Annotated in this window: 21 protein-coding genes; 17 read left to right on the forward strand and 4 right to left on the reverse strand. The window is 74.7% G+C overall.

Annotated features, from left to right (window positions below; translation table 11 throughout):
- Positions 1–14: 14 nt before the first annotated feature.
- The 5 genes from BM051_RS21055 to BM051_RS21075 all read left to right on the forward strand — a co-directional run bounded on the left by BM051_RS21055 (position 15) and on the right by BM051_RS21075 (position 5,290).
- Complete coding sequence (locus BM051_RS21055; protein WP_092533192.1) at positions 15–1,928, forward strand: lasso peptide isopeptide bond-forming cyclase; 1,914 nt, start codon at positions 15–17, stop codon at positions 1,926–1,928.
- A complete protein-coding gene (locus tag BM051_RS21060) occupies positions 1,925–2,182 on the forward strand; it encodes a lasso peptide biosynthesis PqqD family chaperone (protein WP_092533195.1) in 258 nt (85 codons plus the stop codon). The genes BM051_RS21055 and BM051_RS21060 overlap by 4 nt, the downstream gene beginning before the upstream one ends.
- Positions 2,179–2,622: a lasso peptide biosynthesis B2 protein gene (locus BM051_RS21065; RefSeq protein ID WP_092533198.1), complete on the forward strand. Its 444-nt coding sequence runs from the start codon at positions 2,179–2,181 to the stop codon at positions 2,620–2,622. The genes BM051_RS21060 and BM051_RS21065 overlap by 4 nt, the downstream gene beginning before the upstream one ends.
- Positions 2,619–4,418, forward strand: a complete 1,800-nt coding sequence (locus BM051_RS21070) for an ABC transporter ATP-binding protein (protein WP_092533201.1) — start codon at positions 2,619–2,621, stop codon at positions 4,416–4,418. Before BM051_RS21065 ends, BM051_RS21070 begins: the two co-directional genes overlap by 4 nt.
- 263 nt (positions 4,419–4,681) lie before the next feature.
- Positions 4,682–5,290: a helix-turn-helix transcriptional regulator gene (locus BM051_RS21075; protein WP_092533205.1), complete on the forward strand. Its 609-nt coding sequence runs from the start codon at positions 4,682–4,684 to the stop codon at positions 5,288–5,290.
- A 90-nt stretch (positions 5,291–5,380) separates the two neighbouring features.
- Here the strand turns inward: BM051_RS21075 and BM051_RS21080 are convergent, their stop codons facing one another.
- Entirely contained in the window at positions 5,381–6,022 is a 642-nt protein-coding gene (locus BM051_RS21080; protein ID WP_092533208.1) for a dienelactone hydrolase family protein, read from the reverse strand.
- 260 nt (positions 6,023–6,282) lie between these two features.
- Positions 6,283–7,737 (reverse strand): M20/M25/M40 family metallo-hydrolase, encoded by a 1,455-nt coding sequence (locus tag BM051_RS21090; protein WP_092533211.1) that lies wholly within the window; start codon positions 7,735–7,737, stop codon positions 6,283–6,285.
- Positions 7,738–7,880: 143 nt separating this feature from the next.
- Here BM051_RS21090 and BM051_RS21095 point away from each other — a divergent pair, with 143 nt between their 5' ends.
- The 4 genes from BM051_RS21095 (at position 7,881) to BM051_RS21110 (ending at position 12,030) form a co-directional block, all read left to right on the forward strand.
- Complete coding sequence (locus tag BM051_RS21095) at positions 7,881–9,065, forward strand: site-2 protease family protein (RefSeq protein ID WP_092533214.1); 1,185 nt, start codon at positions 7,881–7,883, stop codon at positions 9,063–9,065.
- Positions 9,066–9,192: 127 nt separating this feature from the next.
- Positions 9,193–9,873 (forward strand): dienelactone hydrolase family protein, encoded by a 681-nt coding sequence (locus tag BM051_RS21100; RefSeq protein WP_134046282.1) that lies wholly within the window; start codon positions 9,193–9,195, stop codon positions 9,871–9,873.
- Positions 9,874–9,967: 94 nt separating this feature from the next.
- Entirely contained in the window at positions 9,968–10,597 is a 630-nt protein-coding gene (locus BM051_RS21105; protein ID WP_092533220.1) for an alpha-ketoglutarate-dependent dioxygenase AlkB family protein, read from the forward strand.
- 407 nt (positions 10,598–11,004) lie between these two features.
- Positions 11,005–12,030 (forward strand): MSMEG_6728 family protein, encoded by a 1,026-nt coding sequence (locus BM051_RS21110; RefSeq protein ID WP_092533223.1) that lies wholly within the window; start codon positions 11,005–11,007, stop codon positions 12,028–12,030.
- A 102-nt stretch (positions 12,031–12,132) separates the two neighbouring features.
- Here the strand turns inward: BM051_RS21110 and BM051_RS21115 are convergent, their stop codons facing one another.
- Both BM051_RS21115 and BM051_RS21120 read right to left on the reverse strand, forming a co-directional pair.
- A complete protein-coding gene (locus BM051_RS21115; protein ID WP_092533226.1) occupies positions 12,133–12,390 on the reverse strand; it encodes a hypothetical protein in 258 nt (85 codons plus the stop codon).
- Positions 12,391–12,531: 141 nt separating this feature from the next.
- Positions 12,532–13,494: a DUF3048 domain-containing protein gene (locus BM051_RS21120; RefSeq protein WP_092533229.1), complete on the reverse strand. Its 963-nt coding sequence runs from the start codon at positions 13,492–13,494 to the stop codon at positions 12,532–12,534.
- 197 nt (positions 13,495–13,691) lie between these two features.
- Here BM051_RS21120 and BM051_RS21125 point away from each other — a divergent pair, with 197 nt between their 5' ends.
- The 8 genes from BM051_RS21125 (at position 13,692) to BM051_RS21160 (ending at position 21,818) form a co-directional block, all read left to right on the forward strand.
- Positions 13,692–14,837 (forward strand): J domain-containing protein, encoded by a 1,146-nt coding sequence (locus BM051_RS21125; protein WP_092533232.1) that lies wholly within the window; start codon positions 13,692–13,694, stop codon positions 14,835–14,837.
- A 29-nt stretch (positions 14,838–14,866) separates the two neighbouring features.
- Positions 14,867–15,664 (forward strand): DUF998 domain-containing protein, encoded by a 798-nt coding sequence (locus BM051_RS21130; protein WP_243859681.1) that lies wholly within the window; start codon positions 14,867–14,869, stop codon positions 15,662–15,664.
- Between the two features lie 53 nt (positions 15,665–15,717).
- A complete protein-coding gene (locus tag BM051_RS21135; RefSeq protein WP_092533237.1) occupies positions 15,718–16,479 on the forward strand; it encodes a beta-ketoacyl-ACP reductase in 762 nt (253 codons plus the stop codon).
- 22 nt (positions 16,480–16,501) lie between these two features.
- The gene (locus tag BM051_RS21140) at positions 16,502–16,954 is read left to right on the forward strand and encodes a MaoC family dehydratase (protein ID WP_092533240.1); all 453 of its coding nucleotides are present in this window, start codon (positions 16,502–16,504) and stop codon (positions 16,952–16,954) included.
- Positions 16,955–17,071: 117 nt separating this feature from the next.
- Positions 17,072–18,112, forward strand: coding sequence for a phosphotransferase family protein (locus tag BM051_RS21145; protein WP_092533243.1), 1,041 nt, complete (start codon positions 17,072–17,074; stop codon positions 18,110–18,112).
- A 30-nt stretch (positions 18,113–18,142) separates the two neighbouring features.
- Positions 18,143–19,393, forward strand: a complete 1,251-nt coding sequence (locus tag BM051_RS21150) for an acyl-CoA dehydrogenase family protein (RefSeq protein WP_092533246.1) — start codon at positions 18,143–18,145, stop codon at positions 19,391–19,393.
- 14 nt (positions 19,394–19,407) lie between these two features.
- Positions 19,408–20,601, forward strand: coding sequence for an acyl-CoA dehydrogenase family protein (locus BM051_RS21155; protein ID WP_208325995.1), 1,194 nt, complete (start codon positions 19,408–19,410; stop codon positions 20,599–20,601).
- Positions 20,598–21,818, forward strand: coding sequence for an acyl-CoA dehydrogenase family protein (locus tag BM051_RS21160; protein WP_092533249.1), 1,221 nt, complete (start codon positions 20,598–20,600; stop codon positions 21,816–21,818). Before BM051_RS21155 ends, BM051_RS21160 begins: the two co-directional genes overlap by 4 nt.
- Positions 21,819–21,833: the final 15 nt, after the last annotated feature.

The raw sequence follows: 21,833 nt of genomic DNA on the forward strand, positions 1-21,833 counted from the left end.
TTTCGGCGACGCTGATGTCGGAGTCACCGAACGGCCCGGGGCACGGCGAGGCGTACTTCGTGGTCCTGCCCGACCACGAGTCCGCCGTCGCCGTGGCCTCGCGGCTGCTGTCGAACGGCTGGCCGAACCGCGGGGCGAACGACGCCGGCGCGAACGACGCCGGCGCGAACGGGGTGCGGACGCTGTCCCATCCCTCCGGACGACCCTGGATCGTCGGGCGGTGGCGGGACGCGGACGTCGTCGCCGCCGGCGCAGGCGGCACGTCGCTGGCCGTCATCGGCTGTTGTCCCGTCGACGCCGCCGAGCTCACCGCGGCGGCCGCGCGACTGCGCGACCTGGCCCAGCTCGACGCGCTCGCCCTGCGGCTGCCCGGCAGCTTCCACCTCGTCGCCGCACGGGACGGGCGATGCCGGGTGCAGGGCCCCGCGTCCGGCCTGCGACTGGTGTTCTCCGCCGCGGTCGGCGGGACGACGGTGGCCGCCGACCGGGCGGATGTCCTCGCCGGGCTCACCGGGGCCCGGCTGGACATCGACCGGCTGGCGACCCGGCTGCTGTTCCCGGTGCCGCACCCGCTGGCCGACCAGCCGCTGTGGCACGGCGTGCACGGCGTCCCGCCGGGCAGCGCGCTGGTCCTGGAGCGCGACGGGAGGTCCAGGGAGATCCGCTGGTGGCAGCCGCCGGAGCCGGTACGCCGGCTGCCCGACGCCGCGCCCGGCGCCCGGCGGGCACTGGCGGAGGCGGTCGACGCCCGCACCCGCGCGGGCGGGGTCGTCGGCTGCGACCTGTCCGGCGGGCTGGACTCGACGTCGGTGTGCTTCCTGGCGGCCAGGGGTCCCGCGAAGGTCGTCGCGAGCACCTGGCCGGGGATCGACCCCGCCGACGACGACCTGACCTGGGCGCGCCGCGCGGCCGCGCACCTGCCCGAGGTGGAGCACGCCGTGTGGCCGGCCGAGCGGTCCCCGCTGGTCTACGCCGACCTGCTGGAGATCGACGACCCACTGGACGAGCCGACGATCGGCGTGCTGGACCTGGCCCGCCTGCTCAGCGACCTCGAGCCGCTGGCGGCACGGGGCTGCCGGGTGCGGCTCACCGGCATCGGCGGCGACCACGTCGCCTGGTGCTCGGAGGCGCACTACCACACACTGCTGCGCACCCGGCCGTGGCAGGCGCTGCCCCGGCTGCGCGGTTTCCGGGCGCTGTTCCACTGGCCGTGGTCCACGATGGTCCGGGCGCTGGCCGACACCCGGCCGTACCCGCGCTGGCTGGCCGGCACGGCCGGCGAGCTCCGCGCCCCGCTCCCCCCGACGGTCACCGCCGCCCTCGGCTGGGGCGCCCCGCCCCGGCTGTTCGACTGGGTCACCCCGGACGCCGAGCACGCCGCCAGGGCGGCCCTGCGCGCGGCGAGCCGGAACGCCGTCCCGCTGGGATCCACCCGCGGCCAGCACGTCGACCTGGAGCAGGTCCGGGCCAGCACCCGGATCATCCGGCAGTGGGAGCAGATCAGCGCCCGCGCCGGCCTGCCTATCTCGTCGCCGTACTTCGACGACCGGGTGATCGAGGCGTTCCTCTCCGTCCGGCCACTGGACCGGGTGACGCCGTGGCGGTACAAGCCGGTCCTCGTCGCCGCGATGCGCGGTGTCGTCCCCGACGACTGCCTCACCAGGACCAGCAAGGCGCAGGCCGCGCTGGACGCCGCCGCGGGGCTGCGCGCCCACCGCGGCGACCTGGCCGAGCTCTGGGCCGAGTCACGGCTGGCCGAGCTCGGCCTGGTGGATCGCGACCGGCTGATCGAGCTCGCGCTGCGGCCCGCGACGCCGGAGCTGACCACCGCGATCCTCTACTCCACGATCGGCTGCGAGGTGTGGCTGCGCACCCTCGAGGCCCACCAAGCGCCGGTCACCGCCCTCTCCCGAACGGAGCACCGATGAGCCTCCGGTTACGTCCCGACGTGTCACTGACCGACACCGAGTACGGCACCGTGCTGCTCGACGAGCGCAGCGGCCGCTACTGGCAGCTCAACCCGACCGCCACGGTGGTGGTCAGGACGCTGCTCGACGGTGGCGACGCCGAGGCCGCCGTCAGCGCGCTGGCCGGCGAGTACGCGGTGGCCGAGGACCGGGCCAGGAACGACGTGACGTCCCTGGTGGACGGCCTGCGGTCGGCCGGGCTGGTGACGTCGTGACCACCCCGAGCGCGCTCGACAGGCCGGACGCGGTGCCGCTGCGCCGCAGGATGGCCGCCAAGGCCGCGGTGGGCGTGGCCCGGCTGCTCGCCCCGCTGCCGCCGCGCCGGCTGCGCGCGGTCCTCGGCGTGGTCCGGCGCGGCGCCCGCCCCGCCGACGTCGCCACCGCGAAGTCGGCGCGCGACGCCGTGCTCGCCGCCAGTCTCACCTGCCTGGGCCCGCGGGGCTGCCTGCCCCGGTCGATCGCGGTGGCGCTGCTGTGCCGGGCCGGCGGCACCTGGCCGACCTGGTGCGTGGGCGTGCGGGTGCTGCCGCCGTTCGGGGCGCACGCCTGGGTCGAGGCCGACGGGCGGCTGGTGGACGAGGGGGTGCCGGTCGACTACTTCCGCCGGCTCGTCACCGTGCCCCCGGTGGAGCCGGGGCACCGGGCGCGCCGGTGAGCGCTCCGGCCGCGCCGCGCGCCCGCCTGCGCGACCTCGCCCGGCTCGCCTCCGGGCACTCCCGGACGCTCGCGGCGGCGATCGCGTTGACCGTCGTCGCGTCCGGGCTCGGGCTGCTGCAGCCACTGCTGGTCCGGCAGGCGGTGGACGGCGCCGGCCGGTCGGTGCCGTGGGCACTGCTGGTCGGCCTCGCACTGCTGTTCGCCGGCCAGGCGCTGGTCGACGCGGCGGGGTTGTTCCTGCTGGAGCGCACCGGCGAGGCCGTGGTGCTCGGGCTGCGCCGTCGGCTGGTGGCCCGCCTGCTGCGGCTGCGGATGGACGTCTACGACCGGCACCGGGTCGGCGACCTCCTCTCCCGGGTCGGCACCGACACCACCGTGCTGCGGGAGGTCACCACCCAGGCGGCGGTGCAGTTGGTCACCGGCGCGCTCACCGCGGTGGGCACGGTGGCGTTGATGGTGTGGCTGGATCCGCTGCTGTTCCTGCTGGTGGCGACGACGATCGCGGTCGCCGCGGTGGTGGTCACCACGCTGCTCGGTCGGCTGCGGGTCGCCAGCGAGCAGGCCCAGCGCGGCGTCGGCGCGATGAGCGCGGACCTGGAGCGGGCGCTCGGCGCGATCCGCACGGTCCGGGCCAGCCGGGCCGAGCGGCGTGAGACCGACCGGGTGAGCCGGCGCGCGGAGGAGGCGTACGCGGCGGGGGTGCGGGCGGCGAAGCTGACGTCGGTGATGAGCCCGGCCGTGGAGCTGGCGCTGCGCGGCTCGCTGCTGCTGGTGCTGCTCATCGGCGGCACGATGGTCGCCAGGGACGCGACGTCGCTGGGCAACCTGGTGGCGTTCCTGCTGTACGCGACCTACCTGGTGGTGCCGCTGGCCTCGGTGCTGCAGGGCATCGGCACCGTGCAGCGGGGCATGGGCGCGCTTCAGCGGGTGCACGAGGCCGGGACACTGCCCACCGAGCCCACCGGCGGGGCCACGCTGCCCGCGTGCCCGGACGGCAGTCCGGTGCTGGAGTTCCGCGACGTGTGGTTCCGCTACCGCGACCGGCCGGTGCTGCGCGGCGTGTCCTTCGCCGTGCCGGAGCACGCGCACGTGGCGCTGGTGGGCCGGTCGGGGGCGGGCAAGTCGACGATCCTCTCGCTGGTCGCCCGCTTCCACGAGCCGACCAGCGGCGCGATCCGGTTCTCCGGCCGCCCGGCCGCGGAGCTGGACCGCGCCGAGTGCCGCGCCCGGATCGCGCTGGTCGACCAGAACACGCCGGTGCTGCACGGCACGTTGCGGGAGAACCTGACCTACGCCGCGCCGGACGCGAGCGCCGCCGAGTTGGCGCGAGTGGTGGACCTGGTCAACCTGGGCGACGTCGTGGACCGGCTGCCGGACGGTCTCGACAGCCCGGTCGGGGAACGCGGCAACCAGCTCTCCGGCGGCGAGTGCCAGCGGGTGGCCATCGCCCGAGCGCTGCTCTGCCGGCCGGCCCTGCTGCTGCTCGACGAGCCGACCGCGCACCTCGACGCGATCAACGAGGCCGCGCTCACCCGGGCGATCGGCCAGGTCGCGGAGGAGTGCGCGCTGTTGGTGATCGCGCACCGGCTGTCCACGGTCCGCCGCGCCGAGCACATCGTGGTGCTCGACGGAGGCCGGGTGGTGGCCGGGGGCGGGCACGACCAGCTGGTGCGGTGCAGCCCGGTGTACCGCGACCTCGTCCTCGCCGGGCTCGACGGCACCGGCGGCACCGGCGGCACGGTCGTGGAAGAACCCGAAGGTAGCTCCGGTCCGACGAATGCGCGGACCGGGTGAAAGGTACTACCGCTCGAACGACCCGGCCGAACGCCCGTTATTAACCGGAGGACAGAAACGCCGACCCGAGAATTTCCGCCCTGCTGTCCCCTGAATGGGCCTAGGTCGCCTTCGGGACGAGCTGATACAAACGATTTCCGACCATTTCCGCGGCGCGACGGAAACGATGCGAGGCGAATGTGAACCTGCCGAAGCCCCAACTTGCGTGTCCGCGTTCCGTGGGGTACGGGGATTTCGTCGGTCTGTTACCGGACTATCCCGCCGTGCTCCGCAGGGCGCAGCAGCTCGCCGGCTCGGCGACCGCGGTGCAGGGGGCGCTGGCACTCGGCCGGTCCCGGCGGAACCGGCCCGACCTCGCCCTGCTGGAGATGGTGACCGACGGCGGCAAGCAGCGGCGGTTGCTGGTGGACTCGCTCGCCAGGACCGACCCGATGGGCGGCGAGACCGGCCGCCGGCACCTGGAGATCCGGGTGTACGCCCCGCTCTCCCGCCCGATGCTGGTGTTCGACGACCGGTACGCCGTGCTGGCGCTCGACCAGGCGCAGTGGAGCGCGGGTGCCCTGCTGCTGCGGGCACCACTCGCCGGCACGTGCAGCGAGCTCTTCGAGCTGCAGTGGTCGGCGGCCCGGCCGCTGACCGCCGAGCCGCCCCGGCCGAAGACGCTGTCCGGCCGGCAACGCGACGTGGTGAACCTGCTGCTGCAGGGCGCGACCGACCACCAGGTGGCGGCCCGGCTCGGGGTGAGCAGCCGGACCGTGCGCAACGTCGTGTCGCAGCTGCAGCGCCGCTTCGGCACGACCTCGCGAATGGCGCTCGGCTTCCGCCTCGCCCGGCTCGCGACCACCCCGCACCGCGACGACCGCCCGGCGTGACGTCGCGAGATCTACCGTCAGAACGCCGAGATCTACCTTCGGGACGCCGAGTTCGACGCTCGGACGAGTGAGTTCGGCCTCCCCGGCGGCTCACCCCGGCAGGTGGGCGACGAACCAGTCCCCGGCCAGCCGCGCCACCTCCGACAGGGCACCGGGCTCCTCGAACAGGTGGCTCGCGCCGGGCACGACCACCAGCTCGCTCGGCCCGGCCAGCCGCGAGCCGGCCTCCCGGTTCAGCTCCAGCACGTGCTCGTCACGGCCGCCGACGATCAGCAGGGTCGGCACGGTCACCCGGTCCAGCGCGGCGCCGGCCAGGTCGGGCCGCCCGCCCCGGGACACCACGGCGCGGACCGCCGGGTCGCCGGCGGCCGCCACCAGCGCCGCGGCCGCCCCGGTGCTCGCGCCGAACAGGCCGACCGGAAGGCCGGCGACCTCGGACCGGTCGCACACCTGCTCGACCGCGAGCCGTACCCGCTCGGCGAGCAGTCCGATGTCGAACCGCAGCTCGCGGGTGCGCAGGTCCACCGCCTCCTCCTCGGCGGTGAGCAGGTCCATCAGCAACGTCGCCACACCGCGGCGGCGCAGCGCCTCGGCGACCGCCCGGTTGCGCCCGCTGTGCCGCGAGCTGCCCGAGCCGTGCGCGAACACGACCAACCCCACCGCGTCGGGTGGCACGCCCAGGTCCCCGCCGAGCTCGCCCCGGTCCGCCCGGAGCGTCACCGGAACCGTCATCTCCTCCCCTCCCCGCGGTGCGACCGCTGGCTCACCGCTGGCCGGGCTCGTTGGTCCGCCGGTCGAAGGTGGTGTGCCCGTTGGGACAGCGCGGGATCTCCTCGCCCTCCCGGACGTCCACCGCCGCCCCGCACTCGGCGCAGTGGAACCGTCCGCTCTCCCGGGCCCGTTCCCCGGTGTGTGCCGGCAGCGGAAAGCACCTCCCGTTCGCCGTCCGCCGCGAACGGCATACCCGGGCGGGCCGGGGTTCACGCGCCGCGTCACTCCCTCCGGGGGACGGGGAAGGTGACCGGGCTGCGGTGCCCGTCCCGGTCCACCGCGCGGACGCCGAAGAACACGTTGTCCTTCGACAGCGGCACGACCGCGGACGTGGTGTCGCCGACGGGGATGACATGGGTCCAGTCCGGCGCGGTGGTCTCCCGCCACACCACCTCGTAGCCGGCGAGGTCGGCTTCCGGCCCACGATCCCAGACCAACTCCGTGTCGTTGGTCAGCCGCTCGGTGCGGATGCCGACACCGGTCGGCGCGCCGGGCCCCTGGGCCAGCGACCACAGCGTCGCCAGGTTCACCCTGGCCACCCGCGCGATGTAGTCGAAGTCGCAGAACTCGGGCAGGTCGCCGTACTGGACGCCGTCGACCACCCGCACGTCCTGGTGCTGGTGCCGGTAGTCCTCGTGCGGCTCGGTGAACCGCGCGGCGGGGAAGTCCCGCTCGAGGAAGGGGATGTGGTCGCCGCCGCGGAGGAACCGGTCGCGCCGGTAGATCACCCGCACCCGCATGCCGGTGGCGGCGTTGGCGGCGACGTCGGTGACGAACCGGGCCAACTGCCGCGACGGCGAGTCGTTCTCCCCGCCGACCGCGCGCCGGATCGCCGCCTCCTCCGGGGTCTCCGCGGTGGGCACGCCCTCGACGAACAGGCGGACCGTGCGCGGGTCCCTGCTGCCGTCCTCGGCGGTGCTGCTGCCCACGATGTCGTCGGTGAACATCGCCCGCACGTCGGTCCCCGCGGCGACGAACGTCTCCGCCAGGTGCGCGGCGCCGTACAGGCCCTGCTCCTCGCCGGCGACGGCGGCGAGCACCACCGTCGACTCCAGCGGGGTGCGGGCCAGCAGCCGGGCCAGCTCCAGCACGACCGCCACGCCCGAGGCGTCGTCGTCGGCGCCGGGCGCGTCGCTGGTCGCGTCCATCGGGTCGGACGCGCGGGAGTCGTAGTGGCCGCTGACGACGTGCACGCGGTCGGGGTGGCGGGTGCCGGCGATGGTGGCGACGACGTTGGTGATCCGGGTGGGCGTCGGCACCCGCGGCGCGGGTGGCTGGACGAACGACTGCAGCTCCACGGTCATCCGGCCGCCCGATCCCACGGCGGCGGCGCGGAACCGCTCGTACAGCCAGTCCCTGGCGGCGCCGATGCCCCGCCGCGGATCGTCCTGACTGGACAGAGTGTGGCGGGTGCCGAAGGCGGCGAGCCGCCGCACGTCGGCCTCGATGCGCCGGGCGTCGACGGCGGCGAGCAGGCGGCGCAGCGCCGGGTCGGGACGCTGTGGGGTCGCCGGCCGTCCCGGCGGGCGATGCTCGAACGGCGGGTGGATGGCCGGCTCGGCGGCCGCGGTGGGTGCGGTGGTGAGCGTGGTGGCGGCGGCCGCGCCGGCCGAGGCGGACAGGAACGCGCGGCGGCTGGTGCCGTTCGGGGATGGTGTCGGTCTGGGAGTGTCCATCGCCCCGTTCTAGGCCGGCTCCCGGAACCGCACCAGCGACGAACGGCGGGTTCGGTGGCGTCGCCCCGGCCGTCCGGTTCGCCGGCGGGGCCGCGGGGTATCCGCCACGCGAACCGACTCTCCGACCGGACGGAGGAACGACCGTGACCGCGACGGTCTGGCTCGGCCGCCTCGGCGGCGTGCGGGTGGGCGTGCACTGGAGCGTGCTCGGGATCGTGGCGATCCTGGTCACCCTGTTGGCGTTCGCCCGATGGCCCCGGCTGCTGCCCGGCTACTCCGCGGGCGCCTATCTGCTGGCCGGGGTCGTGGCCGCGGCGCTGTTCGTCGTGTCGCTGCTGGCGCACGAGCTGGCCCACGCGCTGGTCGCCAAGCGCAACGGGCTCGAGGTGGACCACATCGTGCTGTGGCTGCTGGGCGGCGTGGCGCAGCTGCGCGGGGAGGCCCGCACACCCGGGATCGAGCTGCGGGTGGCCGGCGTCGGCCCGCTGGTCAGCCTGGTGGCCGGGGTGGTGTTCGGCGCGCTCGCGCTGGCCGCCGGAGCCGCCGACGTCGACCTGCTGGTCACCGCGGTGCTGTCCTACCTCGCGCTGATCAACGTGATCCTCGCGGTGTTCAACCTGATCCCCGCCGCGCCACTGGACGGAGGGCGGATCCTGCGGGCGGCGCTGTGGGCGTGGCGGGGCGACCGGCACCGGGCCACGGTGTGGAGCGCGCGGGCCGGGCGGGTCTTCGGTTTCCTGCTCATCGGCTACGGTGCGGTGCAGCTGCTGGTCGGCACGTTCGGCGGTGGGCTGTGGGCGATCCTGATCGGCCTGTTCGTGGTCAACGTCGCCACCGCGGAGGAGCGGCAGGCCGAGCTGGGCGCCGCGCTGGCTGGGCTGCGGGTGCGGGACGTGATGACGTCGAACCCGGACACCGTGGACGGGGACGTGGCGGTGAGCGAGTTCCTGCGCGAGGTCGCGCTGGTCCGCCGGCACTCGGCGTTCCCGATCCTCGACCCGGCGGGGCGGTTCCAGGGGATGGTCACGCTCAACCGGTTGCGCTCGGTGCGGCCGCAGGACCGGGACGCCACCCTGCTGCGGGACGTCGCCTGCCCACCGGGGGAGGTGCCGCTGGCCGAGCCGGACGAGCCGATCACCGGGCTGCTCGCGCGGATGGACGGCTGCACCGACGGCAGGGCCCTGGTGTTCGACGAGGACAGGCTGGCCGGCATCGTCACGCCGTCGGACATCAGCAGGATGGTGACGCTGCACGGGCTGGGCACCGGCTGGCGGTCCGGCGCCGATCTCACGACACCCGAGTCGAACCCGTGGGCGCCCCGGCGTTGACGCCGACCACGACCGGGCCCCACTCGAGGCACACCCGTTCCCTGTGTACTCCGTGTGTGTCCTGAGCTTGTAACGTCCTTCCCGTGATCGAGCTCGATGACGCCGGCGCACCGGCGGCGGTCGCGTCGTGACGGGACACGAGCACCGAGACATGGTGTTCCGGCCGCCGGGGCGGGCGCGTGGTGGTGTCGTGGTGTGCCACGAGATTTGGGGAATCACCACGCCGCTGCTGTCCGCGGCACGCGCCTTGGCCGCGGCCGGGTTCCTGGTCACCGTGCCGGACTTCTACGCCGAAGTGGACCGTCCGCAGGGCCCGGCGAGTGACGAGCAGGCGCGCCATTGGCGTGACGGTCTCGAGGTCGCTGGTATCGGAGAGGTCCTCGCCGAGGCGATCGGCTGGTTGCGTGTCGAGGGTGCCCCGCGGGTCGGCGTGCTCGGGTGCTCGATGGGCGGTGCCGTCGCGCTCTGGGCCGCCGCCGCCTTGGACATCGACGCGGCGGTCACGTTCTACGGTGGTGGCCTGCTCGAGCCGTACTGGCCGGGCATGCCGGCCGGGGTGGTGCTGGCCGCGAGACTGTCCACCCGGTGGCGAGGCTGCTACGGGGGACGCGACCCACTCACGCCGGCGGATGCGCTCCGTCGACTGCGTGTCGCACTCGACGGCGGCAGCGGCCTCGGAACCGCTGTCGTCTTCGACGACCTGGACCATGGTTTCGCCCTCGACCCCACTGATCCCCGCTACGCGCCCGACGAGGCCGCCGCCACCTGGCGGGACGCCCTCGCCTTCCTGGAACGACCCCCTGGCTGAGATCGCGGCCGGCGCGGATGCGCGCCACCACCCGGAACAGCCCACCCGGCCGCTCAGTGGGAACAAACGTTCGATCACGAGGTATGCTCGGGGCATGTCCGGTCCGTTGCAGGGGTCGCTGTTCGACGCGACCGGGACCACCGGGTTCGCCCCGCTGTCCCGGGCGCGGCGCACCGTGCTCGGCCGGGGCGCCTGGATCGACGTCCTGCCGGGCTGGTTGACCGGGGCGGACGTGCTGTTCGACCGGCTGGTGGGCACCGTGCCGTGGCACGCCGAGCGGCGGCACATGTACGACCGGGTGGTGGACGTGCCGCGGCTGCTGTGCTTCTACGGCGAGGACGACCCGCTGCCCGACCCCCTGCTCGTCGAGGCCAGGACGGCGTTGAGCGAGTGCTACGCCGCCGAGCTCGGCGAGCCGTTCCGGACGGCGGGGCTGTGCTACTACCGGAACGGCCGGGACAGCGTGGCCTGGCACGGCGACACGATCGGCCGGGGCAGCAGCGAGGACACGATGGTGGCGATCCTGTCGCTCGGCGCGGCGCGCCCGCTGCTGCTCCGCCCCCGCGGCGGCGGTGGGCCCACCGTGCGGCACGCGCTGGGCCACGGGGACCTCATCGTGATGGGCGGGTCGTGCCAGCGCACCTGGGAGCACGCCGTGCCCAAGACCGCCAAGCCCGTCGGGCCGCGGATCAGCGTGCAGTTCCGCCCCCGCGGCGTGCGGTGATCCCGATGTGCGGTGATCCGCCACGGTGGCGGCACCGAGGACGCCAGCGCGCCGGCCACCCGGTTGTCCACACCCCCCAAAAGGCAGCCACAGATTTCGGCCACCCCCGTCCAGCGCCCTGACCAGCGGGAAACTGGAGACGGGGCCGGCCCCCAGGAGCGGGTGGGGGTACGTACCGGGGGCCTGGTTTCGATCATGACGGGGGTTGCGAGGGCGAGGCGGCACCGCACCCCGTGGGCAGTCCCGGGGTCAGCCAGTCGCGGCCGCGCCGCGGGGCATCCCGGGCTCACCGGTCGGGCACCGCGCCGGACAGCGGGCGCGACCCACGATGCGCCGGCAGGCCGACGTCGGCCCCCGGTCGGGCGGCTCGCGGTTGGCCAGCGGGCGCAGGGGGTAGCAGGCGACCCGTGCAGACGTTCCTGCCCCACGCCTCCTTCGCGCGCAGCGCGCGGGCGCTCGACTCGCGCCGGTTGGGCAAGCAACGGGTCGAGGTGTTCCAGATCCTGCGCGCCCTGGTGTGGCCGACGTACGCGTGGAAGCGCCATCCCGCCGTCGCGATGTGGCGCGGCTTCACCCGTGCCCTGGTCGGTTACGGAGAGGCGGTGTGCGCCGAGTGGGTCCACCGCGGACACCGCGACAGCGTCGCCGGCCAGCTGCGGGCCTACACCGGTCCGGAGCCCACCACCTGGGAGTACCTTCGGGCCGAGGGCCTGCTGCCACCGTGGCTGGGCTCCCCCGGCCTGCACACCAGTCACCGCGCCGCGCTGCTCGACAAGGACCCGGCGCACTACACCGCCGAGCTCGGATTCGCGGGCCCGTTCACCGACTACGTATGGCCGGAACCGGTGTTCCCCCGGTGGCCGCTGCGCCGGCCCGACCCGCACCGCCCGCTGCCACCCGGCGAGGCCGCCGCGCTCGCCGGAGTCGCCGCCAGCGACCTCGCCGGACCGATCGGGGACGCCCTGCGCAGGGTGCACCGTGGGGGCGAAACCGAGGTCGCCGCCGCCCACCCGTCGGTCGGGCGTCCCGCCACCCGCGGAGCCACCGAATACCCCGCTGGCCACGAAGCCATCGGTTACCCCGCGATCCGCACGGTCAGCGGGACCGCCGGCATCCTCGCGGCCGGCTTCACCACCCCCGGCCTGACGGCCTGGTACGTCGCCGGCCCCGCGCTCCCCCGGCACGACCCGGCACCGGCGCCGCCGGTCCCGCCACCACCGTGGAACGGTCCACCGTCCCAGGCGCGGCCACCCACCGCGGACGACGAGGCCGCGATGACCGCGGAAGCCGCCGACCCCGGCCAGTTCCGCTTCTTCCGCACCGGCCAGCGCCTACCCGACCCGGGCCGCTTCGGGCTCGTCGTGCTCGACGGCGGCCGCCCCCGCACGCTGCCGCCGGGCGCCGCCGTCCTCCGGATCCACCCCGGCAGCTGACCGTCGTGTTCGCCGCTCCGGTCGCCGTGTTGGCGCCCTGCGAGGCCAACACGGCGACGCCGCCGGCGAACACGCGGACGTCGGCGGCGAACACGGCGGGGGTCAGCGCTGGGCTGCGGCGCGGGAGGCGAGCCATCCGCCGTAGGCGAGGAGCCCGACCACGCCGAGCTTGCGGGTGCGCCGCCCGACGATCGCTGCGCCGAGCGCCACCTCCGTGGCACCGTTGCGGTACACCCAGCTACGGGTGTCCTCCGGAAAGAGCGACGCGCTGAGATTCTCGAACAGCTGCGGCGCGGCGAAGTGCGCGGCACCGGTCGCGGCGACCAGCAGTCCCGCGGTCTTGGCGGCTTTCCCGGCCATGTCGGCTTCCCTTCCTGTGCCGGCCGCGCCCTCGTCGGCCCGGCCGTCCGTGCCGACGACGCTATGGGGTACCGGTAGTATCCGGCGACGTGATCGGCCTCACATCCGTCGACACCCATCGCACAGCCGGCCAGCACCGCCTCATCGCGGGACGAGCAGGACCCACACGGGGCCCTCGGCCAGCGGCAGCGGGGTGCCGTCGGCCGTGGTGAACCGGGTCGGCTCGGTGGCCGAGGGGCGGAACCAGGTCGCCGCGAAGCGGGCCCCGTCGCGGAGGATCTCGGCCGGCCCCTCCCCCACCGTCTCCACCACCGGCGACGGCGCGCCCGCGGCGTCCTCGGCGACCAGACCCGGCCGCTGGGTCACGTGCTGCACCACGACGGTGGCCGCGGCGATCCGGCCGGCCTCGGTGGACTCCATCGGCCTGCCGTCCAGTGCCACCGACCACCGTCCCGGCTCGGACAGCCAACGGAACGTGTAGGTCGCCGACGGGTAGCGCACGACGTGCTCGGTCACCGGCTCACCACCGGCCGGCGCCGGCCCGAAGCGCAACACCTGCTCGACCTCCGTCGGTGGCGGCTCCGGCAACCGCGCCGGCCGCACGTACAGATTGTGCGGCTTCGCTCGACCCCGGTCCCTGAAGAACGCCTTCGGCGTCTCCAGCTCCGTGGCTGGCACCAGCCGCGCCTGCTCGACCAGGTCCCTCAGCTCCGGTGCCGCCCCGGAGAAGGCCAACACGGGCTGGCCGTACTGCGCCAGCAGGTCCACGTCGGACTCCCGCACACTCCGAACGGGGCCGACCACGTCCGGCGGCGCCGAGTAGACCGCCACCAGCCGGGTGGCGCCACCCTCGATGGGCTCGACGTAGACCACGTCGGCGGCGGCGAGCCCGGTCTGCGGCCGGGCCGGACGCTCGTTGTCGATCTTCACCACGACCACCCCCTGCTGGCGGGGCGCCTCGGTGGTGGTCGGCGGCGGCGCGGGCTCCGGCGGCGCGGCCGGCGGGTCGCCGCGCGGCACCAACACCAGGACGGCGACCAGGCCCAGGCCACCCAGCGCCACGACCACGGCGGCGATCAGTGACAGCATCTGGCGCCGGTCCATCGCGGCCTCCTCGCGACGATCTCCCTCCACGGTACGTCCGGCAGCGGGGTCCCGCCGAACATCACGCGAACCATCGGGCCGAAGATCAGCCCGGCCGGCCGTAGCCGGCACACCGCCCGAACCGGTGCCGTGTCGGTGCGTGCCGTGTCGACGCGACCCCATAGGGTTGCTGCCCGGCAGGAGGTGACACCGAGATCGTGCACGGGGTCGACTACTACGAGTTGCTCGGCGTGGAGCGGGACGCCTCGCCGGCCGAGATCAAGTCGGCGTACCGCTCGCTGGCGAAGGCATTGCATCCGGACACGGGCGGCACCGCCGGCACGTTCCGGCTGCTCCGCGAGGCGTACGAGACGCTCGCCGACCCGGTGCGGCGGGCCGACTACGACCGGGACGACCCGGCCGACGTCGACCCGGCCGACGTCGACGAGGAGCCGGCGGTCCCCGAGCCCGAGCCGGTGCCCAGCCCCGCGCGGTCGGCGCCGCGCTCGCGCGGCCGGCGCCGCCGCTTCGGCGAGGACCCCGGTTTCGTGCCGCCGCCACCCCGGCTCCGGCCGGAGACGATCCACTGGTGGTGGGACGTCGAGCCCGGTGAGCGGGTGCGGCACCTGCCCCGCCGCCGGCCGGGGCACGCGCCGGCACTGGCCGCGCTGACCGGCCTCGCGCTGCTGGCGCTGCCGTGGCCGCTCGGGGTCCGGTTCTCCCCCACCGGGCTGGTCGTCTGGCTGCTGCTCACCATCGCGACGGCCGCGGTCGTGGTCCGGCTGACCCGCTGGTACCTGGCGGCGGCCCGTACCGAACGCGCTTTCGCCGCCCGGTTCGGCGCCCGGACGACGTTCGGCCGTCCGGGTGGCGAGCCCGACGAGCTGGCCGAACGGCTCACCGCCGACCTGATCGCCCGCTACCTGACCCGGCTGCCCGGCGCCCGGATCTTCCACGGGCTGGCGCCACCCGGCTCGGTGTTCGCCGACGTGCACCACGCCGTGCTGTGCGGCCGGCGGCTCGTGCTGGTCGAGTCGAGGATGTGGTTGCCGGGGCACTACACGACCGACGAGTCCGGCCAGCTGTGGCGCGACGACCACCGGTTCCGGGGCGGCGGCAGCACGCTCGACGACGCGGTCGCCGCGTTCCGGGAGCTGCTGCCACACGTCGAGGTCCGTGCCGCGGTGGTCGTCTACCCGAGCCGCGCCGGCGAGCTCACCGTCGGGGACACCACCGGCATGGTGGTGCCGCCGATGACCCCCGAGCAGTTCGTGCGCCGGCTCGGCGGGTGGCTGGCCGTCGAGCCCTCCACCGTGGACACGGTCGCGTTCCGCAGGGTGCTGAACCAGGTCGTGACGGAATAGTCCGCTTTCACCCGGTTGTGGCCTCCCGGATGCCAGGATCGATCCGCGGGCCGGACGACGACCGGGAAGGGCGGCCGATGACGGGGGTGACCGCGCGGGACACGACCGTCGGCGGCCGGGCGGCCGCGCTGCTGCCGCGGTTGGCCCTCGCCGGGCTCGCCACCGGCGTGGCGCTGATGGTCCTTCTCCAACTGCTGCCGCCGACCAGCGCGATCAGCCCGACCCGGCGGACGATCAGCGAGTACGGGCTCACCAGCAACAAGTGGCTGTTCGACCTGGCGGTCCTGCTGGTGGCCGCCGGATCGGCCGTCGCGTTCGCCGCGCTGGTGCGGCGCCGGCTGGTCCGGCCGATCTCCGCGGCGACCGTGTTCGGCACGCTGTGGTCGCTCGGCCTGCTCGCCGTCGTCGCGTTCCCCAAGACCGACTGGGCGGTGGGGCCGAGCGTCGCCGGCAGCATCCACCGGTGGGCCAGCGTCGTCGCGTTCGTGTGCCTGCCGGTCGCGGTGATCGCCGCCGCGCGTGCCGCGTTCGCCCACTCCCCCGGTCGCCGGCGGGTGGTGCAGGCGCTCGGCGTGCTGTCGCTGCTGTGGTTCGGGCTGATCCTGGCGGCCGTGGCGCGGTGGCTCGCCGGCGGAGAACCGTGGTGGCGGGCACTCCCGCTGGGGCTGGTCGAGCGGCTGATGGCGCTCACCGAGGTGCTGGCCGTCGCGGCGCTGGCGCTCGGCCTCGCCCGGCACGGCGGTGTCCCGCCGACTGCCGCTGGCGACCCCTCCGGTGCGGTGACGGCGCTTGACTACGAGCCCGGGTCGGGTAGTTTCCGTCGGTAGTTCCTAAGCGCCCGCTTAGCCGCGGCGTCACCCAGGTCCACGAGGAGGAGCACGTGTCCCCATCCCCTTCCCGGGTCGCCATCGTCACCGGCGCCGCCCGCGGCATCGGCGCGGCCGTCGCCCGCCGGCTCGCCGCCGAGGGCTTCGCCGTCGCCCTGCTCGACCTCGACGAGGCGGGCTGCCGGTCGGGCGCCGACGCGATCACCGCCGACGGCGGGCGGGCACTGGGCGTGGGCCTCGACGTCAGTGACGCCGCGCAGGTCGACGCCTCGGTCAGCAGGGTCGCCGAGGAGCTGGGCCCGCCGACCGTGCTGGTGAACAACGCCGGCATCACCCGGGACAACCTGCTGTTCAAGATGTCCGAGCAGGACTGGGACTCGGTGATCAACGTCCACCTGCGGGGGTCGTTCCTGATGAGCCGCGCGGCGCAGAAGTACATGACCGAGCAGGGCTGGGGCCGGATCGTCAACCTGTCCAGCACGTCGGCGCTCGGCAACCGGGGGCAGGCCAACTACTCGACCGCCAAGGCCGGGCTGCAGGGCCTCACCAAGACGCTGGCCATCGAGCTGGGCAAGTTCGGCGTCACGGCCAACGCGATCGCCCCCGGGTTCATCGCCACCGACATGACCAGGGCCACCGCCGAGCGGCTCGGGGTGTCGTTCGAGGACATGCAGAAGGCGGCCGCGCAGGAGATCCCGGTGCGCAGGGTGGGCCAGCCGGAGGACATCGCCGGCGTGACCGCGTTCCTGGTCAGCGACGACGCCTCGTTCGTGTCCGGGCAGGTCATCTACGTCGCCGGCGGGCCGAAGGACTGACCGCGAGCGGGAAGGAGCACACGTGCGGGTCTTCTCCGGGCTCGACGAGCTCGCCGACGCGGTCGGCGAGCACCTCGGGTACAGCGAGTGGCACACGATCACCCAGGAGCAGGTCAACCTGTTCGCCGACGCCACCGGCGACCACCAGTGGATCCACGTCGACGTGGAACGGGCGACGAAGGGGCCGTTCGGCGCGCCGATCGCGCACGGCTACCTCACGCTGTCGCTGATCCCGATGCTGGCCGCCGAGGTCTACCGCGTCGACAACCTGACCATGGGGGTCAACTACGGGCTGAACAAGGTGCGGTTCCCCCAGGTGGTGCGGGTGGGCTCGCGGGTGCGGGCCGGTGCCGAGCTGGTCGAGGTGACCGAGGTGCCACGGGGCCGGCAGGCGATGGTGCGCTGGACGATCGAGATCGACGGGGAGGACAAGCCGGCCTGCGTGGCCGAGACGGTGGCCCGGCTGATCGGCTGAGCGAGAGTCAGGTCACCCCGGCGGACGGGTGACCGGCGGTAACATACCGACCAGTCGGTACAACAGTGAGCCGGTACAACGGCCAGTCGGTACCCGAGACGCGAACGAGGAGAGCGGATGGCAGCGCAGAACCCGCCCGGCCTGGACCTGGCCCACCTGCGGGACCGGCTGGACGCCGAGCTACCCGGCCTGGTCTCCGGCCCGCTGCGCGGCGAGGTGATCGCCGGCGGCCGGTCCAACCTGACCTACCTGGTGACCGACGACAACGACCGCTGGGTGGTCCGCCGGCCCCCGCTCGGCCACGTGCTGCCCACGGCGCACGACATGTCCCGCGAGCACCGGGTCATCTCCGCCCTCCACGCGACGTCGGTGCCGGTTCCCCGCACGCTGCTGTTCTGCCCCGACGAGGACGTCATCGGCGCCCCGTTCTACGTCATGGAGTACGTCACCGGCACGCCGTACCGGTCGGCCGACGAGCTGGCGGCGCTCGGCCCCGAGCGCACCCACGCCATCGGGTTGGCGCTGGTGGACACGCTGGCCGAGCTGCACGCCGTGGACCCGGCGGCGGTCGGGCTGGCCGACTTCGGCCGGCCGGAGGGATACCTGCAGCGGCAGCTGCGCCGGTGGAAGAAGCAGCTGGACGCCTCGCGCAGCCGCGAGCTACCCGGCATCGACACCCTGCACGACCGGCTGGCCGCCGCCGTCCCCGAGTCGGGACCCGCGGCGATCGTGCACGGCGACTACCGGCTGGACAACGTCCTCGTCGACGGGCGGGACCGGATCACCGCGGTGCTCGACTGGGAGATGTCGACCCTCGGCGACCCGCTGACCGACGTCGCGCTGCTGCTCGCCTACGCCGAGCGGGGCGCGGTGGACCTGGACATCGTCTCCAGCGCCGCCACCGCCCCCGGCTACCCCGACGCCGCCGAGGTGGTGGCCCGCTACGCCGAGCGCTCCGGCCGCGACCTCCGCGCGCTCGACTGGTACCTCGGCTTCGCGTTCTTCAAGCTCGCCGTGATCCTCGAGGGCATCCACTTCCGGTTCAGCCAGGGCAAGACCGTCGGCGAGGGCTTCGCCGACATCGGCCGCGGCGTGTGGCCGCTGATCGACCACGGCAATGCCGTCCTCGACGGCACCCACCGCCAGCAGGGCCGTTAGCCGGCCGCCCGCCACCGCAAGGAGCAGCGCATGGACTTCACCTACGACAGCCGGACCGAGGAGCTGCGGGCCGAGTTGCTCGACTTCATGACCGAGCACGTCTACCCGGCCGAGCCGGTGTTCGCCGAGCAGCTCGCCGCGCGCGCCGACCCGTGGACGAGCGTGCCGGTCGTCGAGGAGCTCAAGGCCGAGGCCCGGCGGCGCGGGCTGTGGAACTTCTTCCTCCCCGGCGAGCGGCACTCTGCCTCCACGGTCGGTGGGCTGGGTGCGGGGCTCACGAACCTGCAGTACGCGCCGCTGGCCGAGATCACCGGGCGCAGCCCGCAGCTGGCCCCGACCGCGCTCAACTGCGCCGCCCCGGACACCGGGAACATGGAGGTGCTCGCGCTGTTCGGCACCGAGCGGCAGCGCGAGCAGTGGCTGCGGCCACTGCTGGACGGCGAGATCCGCTCGGCGTTCGCGATGACCGAACCCGACGTCGCCTCCTCCGACGCGCGCAACATCGCCACCCGCATCGTCCGCAGTGGAGATTCCTACGTCATCACCGGCCGCAAGTGGTTCATCTCCGGCGCCATGAACCCGAACTGCCGGATCCTCATCGTGATGGGCAAGACCGATCCGGACGCCCCGCCGCACCGGCAGCAGAGCATGATCCTCGTCCCGCGGGACACCCCGGGCGTGACGATCCGGCGGGGCATGACCGTGTTCGGCTACGACGACGGCGACCACGGTGGGCACGCCGAGATCGTGTTCGACGACGTGCGGGTGCCGGCGGAGAACCTGATCGGCGAGGAGGGCGGCGGGTTCGCCATCGCCCAGGCGCGGCTCGGCCCTGGGCGGATCCACCACTGCATGCGGCTGATCGGGATGGCCGAGCGGGCGATCGAGCTGATGTGCCGGCGGTCGGTGAGCCGGGTCGCGTTCGGCCGGCCGCTGGCCGCGCAGGGCGTCGTGCGGGACTGGATCGCCGAGGCCAGGGTGCGGGTCGAGCAGATGCGGCTGCTGGTGCTCAAGACCGCGTGGCTGATGGACACCGTGGGCAACCAGGGCGCGCACACCGAGATCCAGGCCATCAAGATCGCCACACCGGCGTCGGTGGAGTGGATCCTGGACAAGGCCATCCAGCTGCACGGCGCCGCCGGGGTCAGCCAGGACTTCCCGCTCGCCCAGCTCTGGGCCGCCGCGCGAATGCTCCGGCTCGCCGACGGGCCGGACGAGGTGCACAAGAGGTCGCTGGCCCGGCGGGAGCTGGCACCGTACGCGGAGGAGGCCAGCTCGTGACGGAACGCGAGGGCATCACGATCGACGCGGCGAGCCTGCGGGACCGGGTCCGGGAGCTGCTGGAGCGGCACGACCCGGCGACCACCGACCGGTTGGAGTTCCTCCGCGCCCGGTTCGACGCGGGGCTGGCCTGGGTGCACTTCCCGGTCGGACTCGGCGGCCTCGACGCGCCGCGCGAGCTGCAGTCCGTCGTGGACGCCGAGCTGGCGGCGGCCGGCGCGCCGGACAACGACCCGCGGCGGATCGGCATCGGGCTCGGCATGGCGGCGCCCACGATCCTGCGGTTCGGCACCCCCGAGCAGCGCACCCGGTTCCTCCGTCCACTCTGGACCGGCGAGGAGGTGTGGTGCCAGCTGTTCAGCGAGCCGGGCGCGGGATCCGACCTCGCCGCGGTGGGCACCCGCGCCACACGTAACGGCGGGGGAGGGGGTGACTGGGTGGTCGACGGGCAGAAGGTGTGGACCTCCACCGCGCACACCGCGCGGTGGGCGATCCTGCTCGCCCGCACCGACCCGGACGTGCCCAAGCACCAGGGGCTGACCTACTTCGTCTGCGACATGACCGACCCCGGCGTCGAGGTGCGGCCGCTGCGGCAGATCACCGGGGAGGCCGAGTTCAACGAGGTCTTCCTGACCGGGGTGCGGATCCCGGACGCGCACCGGCTCGGCGCGGTCGGTGAGGGCTGGCGGGTCGCGCAGGCGACGCTGATGAACGAGCGGGTGGCCATCGGCGGCCGGCCGGTCCCCCGCGAGGGCGGCATGGTCGGGGTGGTCGCGCGGACCTGGCGGGAGCGGCCCGAGCAGCGCACCCCCGAGCTGCACGACCGGCTGCTGCGGCTGTGGGTGGAGGCCGAGGCGTTCCGGCTCGCCGGGATCCGGCTGCGCCAGCAGCTCGCCGCCGGCAGCCCCGGGCCGGAGGGCTCGGCGATGAAGCTCGCCTTCGCACGGTTGAGCCAGGAGCTGTCCGGGCTGGAGGTCGAGCTCCTCGGCGCCGACGGGCTGCACTACGACGACTGGTCGCTGCGCCGGCCGGAGATCGTCGACTTCACCGGCCGCGACGCCGGCTACCGCTACCTGCGGGCGAAGGGCAACTCGATCGAGGGCGGGACATCCGAGATCCTGCGCACCATCATCGCCGAGCGCGTGCTCGGCCTGCCCGCCGAGCCCCGGGTGGACAAGGACGTGGCCTGGAAGGACCTGCCGAAATGACCGACCTGCTGTACTCGGACGTGGAGACCGACCTGCGGGCCAGCGTCCGCGAGCTGTTGGCCGACCGGTGCGCCCCGGAGGCGCTGCTGGCCAGGGTCGAGTCGGCCGAGCCCTACGACCTGGACCTGTGGCGCACGCTGGCCGCCGACGTCGGCGCCGCCGGGCTGGCGGTGCCCGAGGAGTTCGGCGGGCACGGCGCCTCGGTGCGGGAGACCGCCGTGGTGCTGGAGGAGCTGGGTCGCGCGGTGGCGCCGGTGCCGTTCCTCGGCAGCACGGTGCTGGCGACGTCCGCCCTGCTCGCCGCGGGTGCCGGCGGTGGGCCGGCCGGCGAGGTGCTGCCGCGGCTGGCCGCCGGTGAACTGGTGGGTGCGCTGGCCGTTCCGCTCACCACGGCACCCGGCGCCGCGTTCCCTCCCCCGCCGGCTACGCCCCCTCCCCCGCCGGCTACGCCCCCACTGGCGGGGGGACCCCCACCGGCGGGGGGACCCCCATTGGCGGGGGGACCCCCACTGCCGGTGCGGGCCGCCGGCGGGGTGCTCACCGGCCGGGTCGGCAGCGTCGCCGACGCTTCAGTCGCCGAGTTGCTCGTGGTGCCCGCCGTCGACCAGGACGGGCCCGGGCTGTACGTGGTCGAGGCGGCGGCGCCGGGGGTGACCGTGACCGAGCGGGTGACGCTCGACCTCACCCGCCGGGTGGCCGACGTGACGCTGACCGAGGCGCCGGCGCGCCGGGTCGCCGGGCCGGAGCAGGCTCCCGCGGCGGTGGAGTCCGCGCTGCGCACGGGCGCCGGGCTGCTGGCCTCGGAGCAGCTCGGCGTGGCGCAGTGGTGCCTGGACGAGACCGTGCGCTACGTGGGGCAGCGCTACCAGTTCGGCCGGCCGGTGGGATCGTTCCAGGCGGTGAAGCACCGGCTGGCCGAGGTGTACCTGGAGCTGGTCGGGGCGCGGGCAGCCGCCCGGCACGCCGCCGACGCGCTGGCCGTCGGCGAGCCGACCGCTGACGAGGCACCGATCGCCGTGGCCGTGGCCCAGTCGTACTGCGCCAGCGTCGCGGTGCACGCCGCCGAGGAGTGCGTCCAGCTGCACGGCGGGATCGGGATGACCTGGGAGCACCCCGCCCACCTCTACCTCAAGCGCGCCAAGGCGAACCAGCTCGCGTTCGGCACCCCGGGGCGGCACCGCGCCACCCTGGCCACCCTCGTCGACCTCCCCGCCTGATCGAGTGTCCGCCAT

Source organism: Amycolatopsis arida, from assembly GCF_900115565.1.
GTDB lineage: Bacteria > Actinomycetota > Actinomycetes > Mycobacteriales > Pseudonocardiaceae > Yuhushiella > Yuhushiella arida.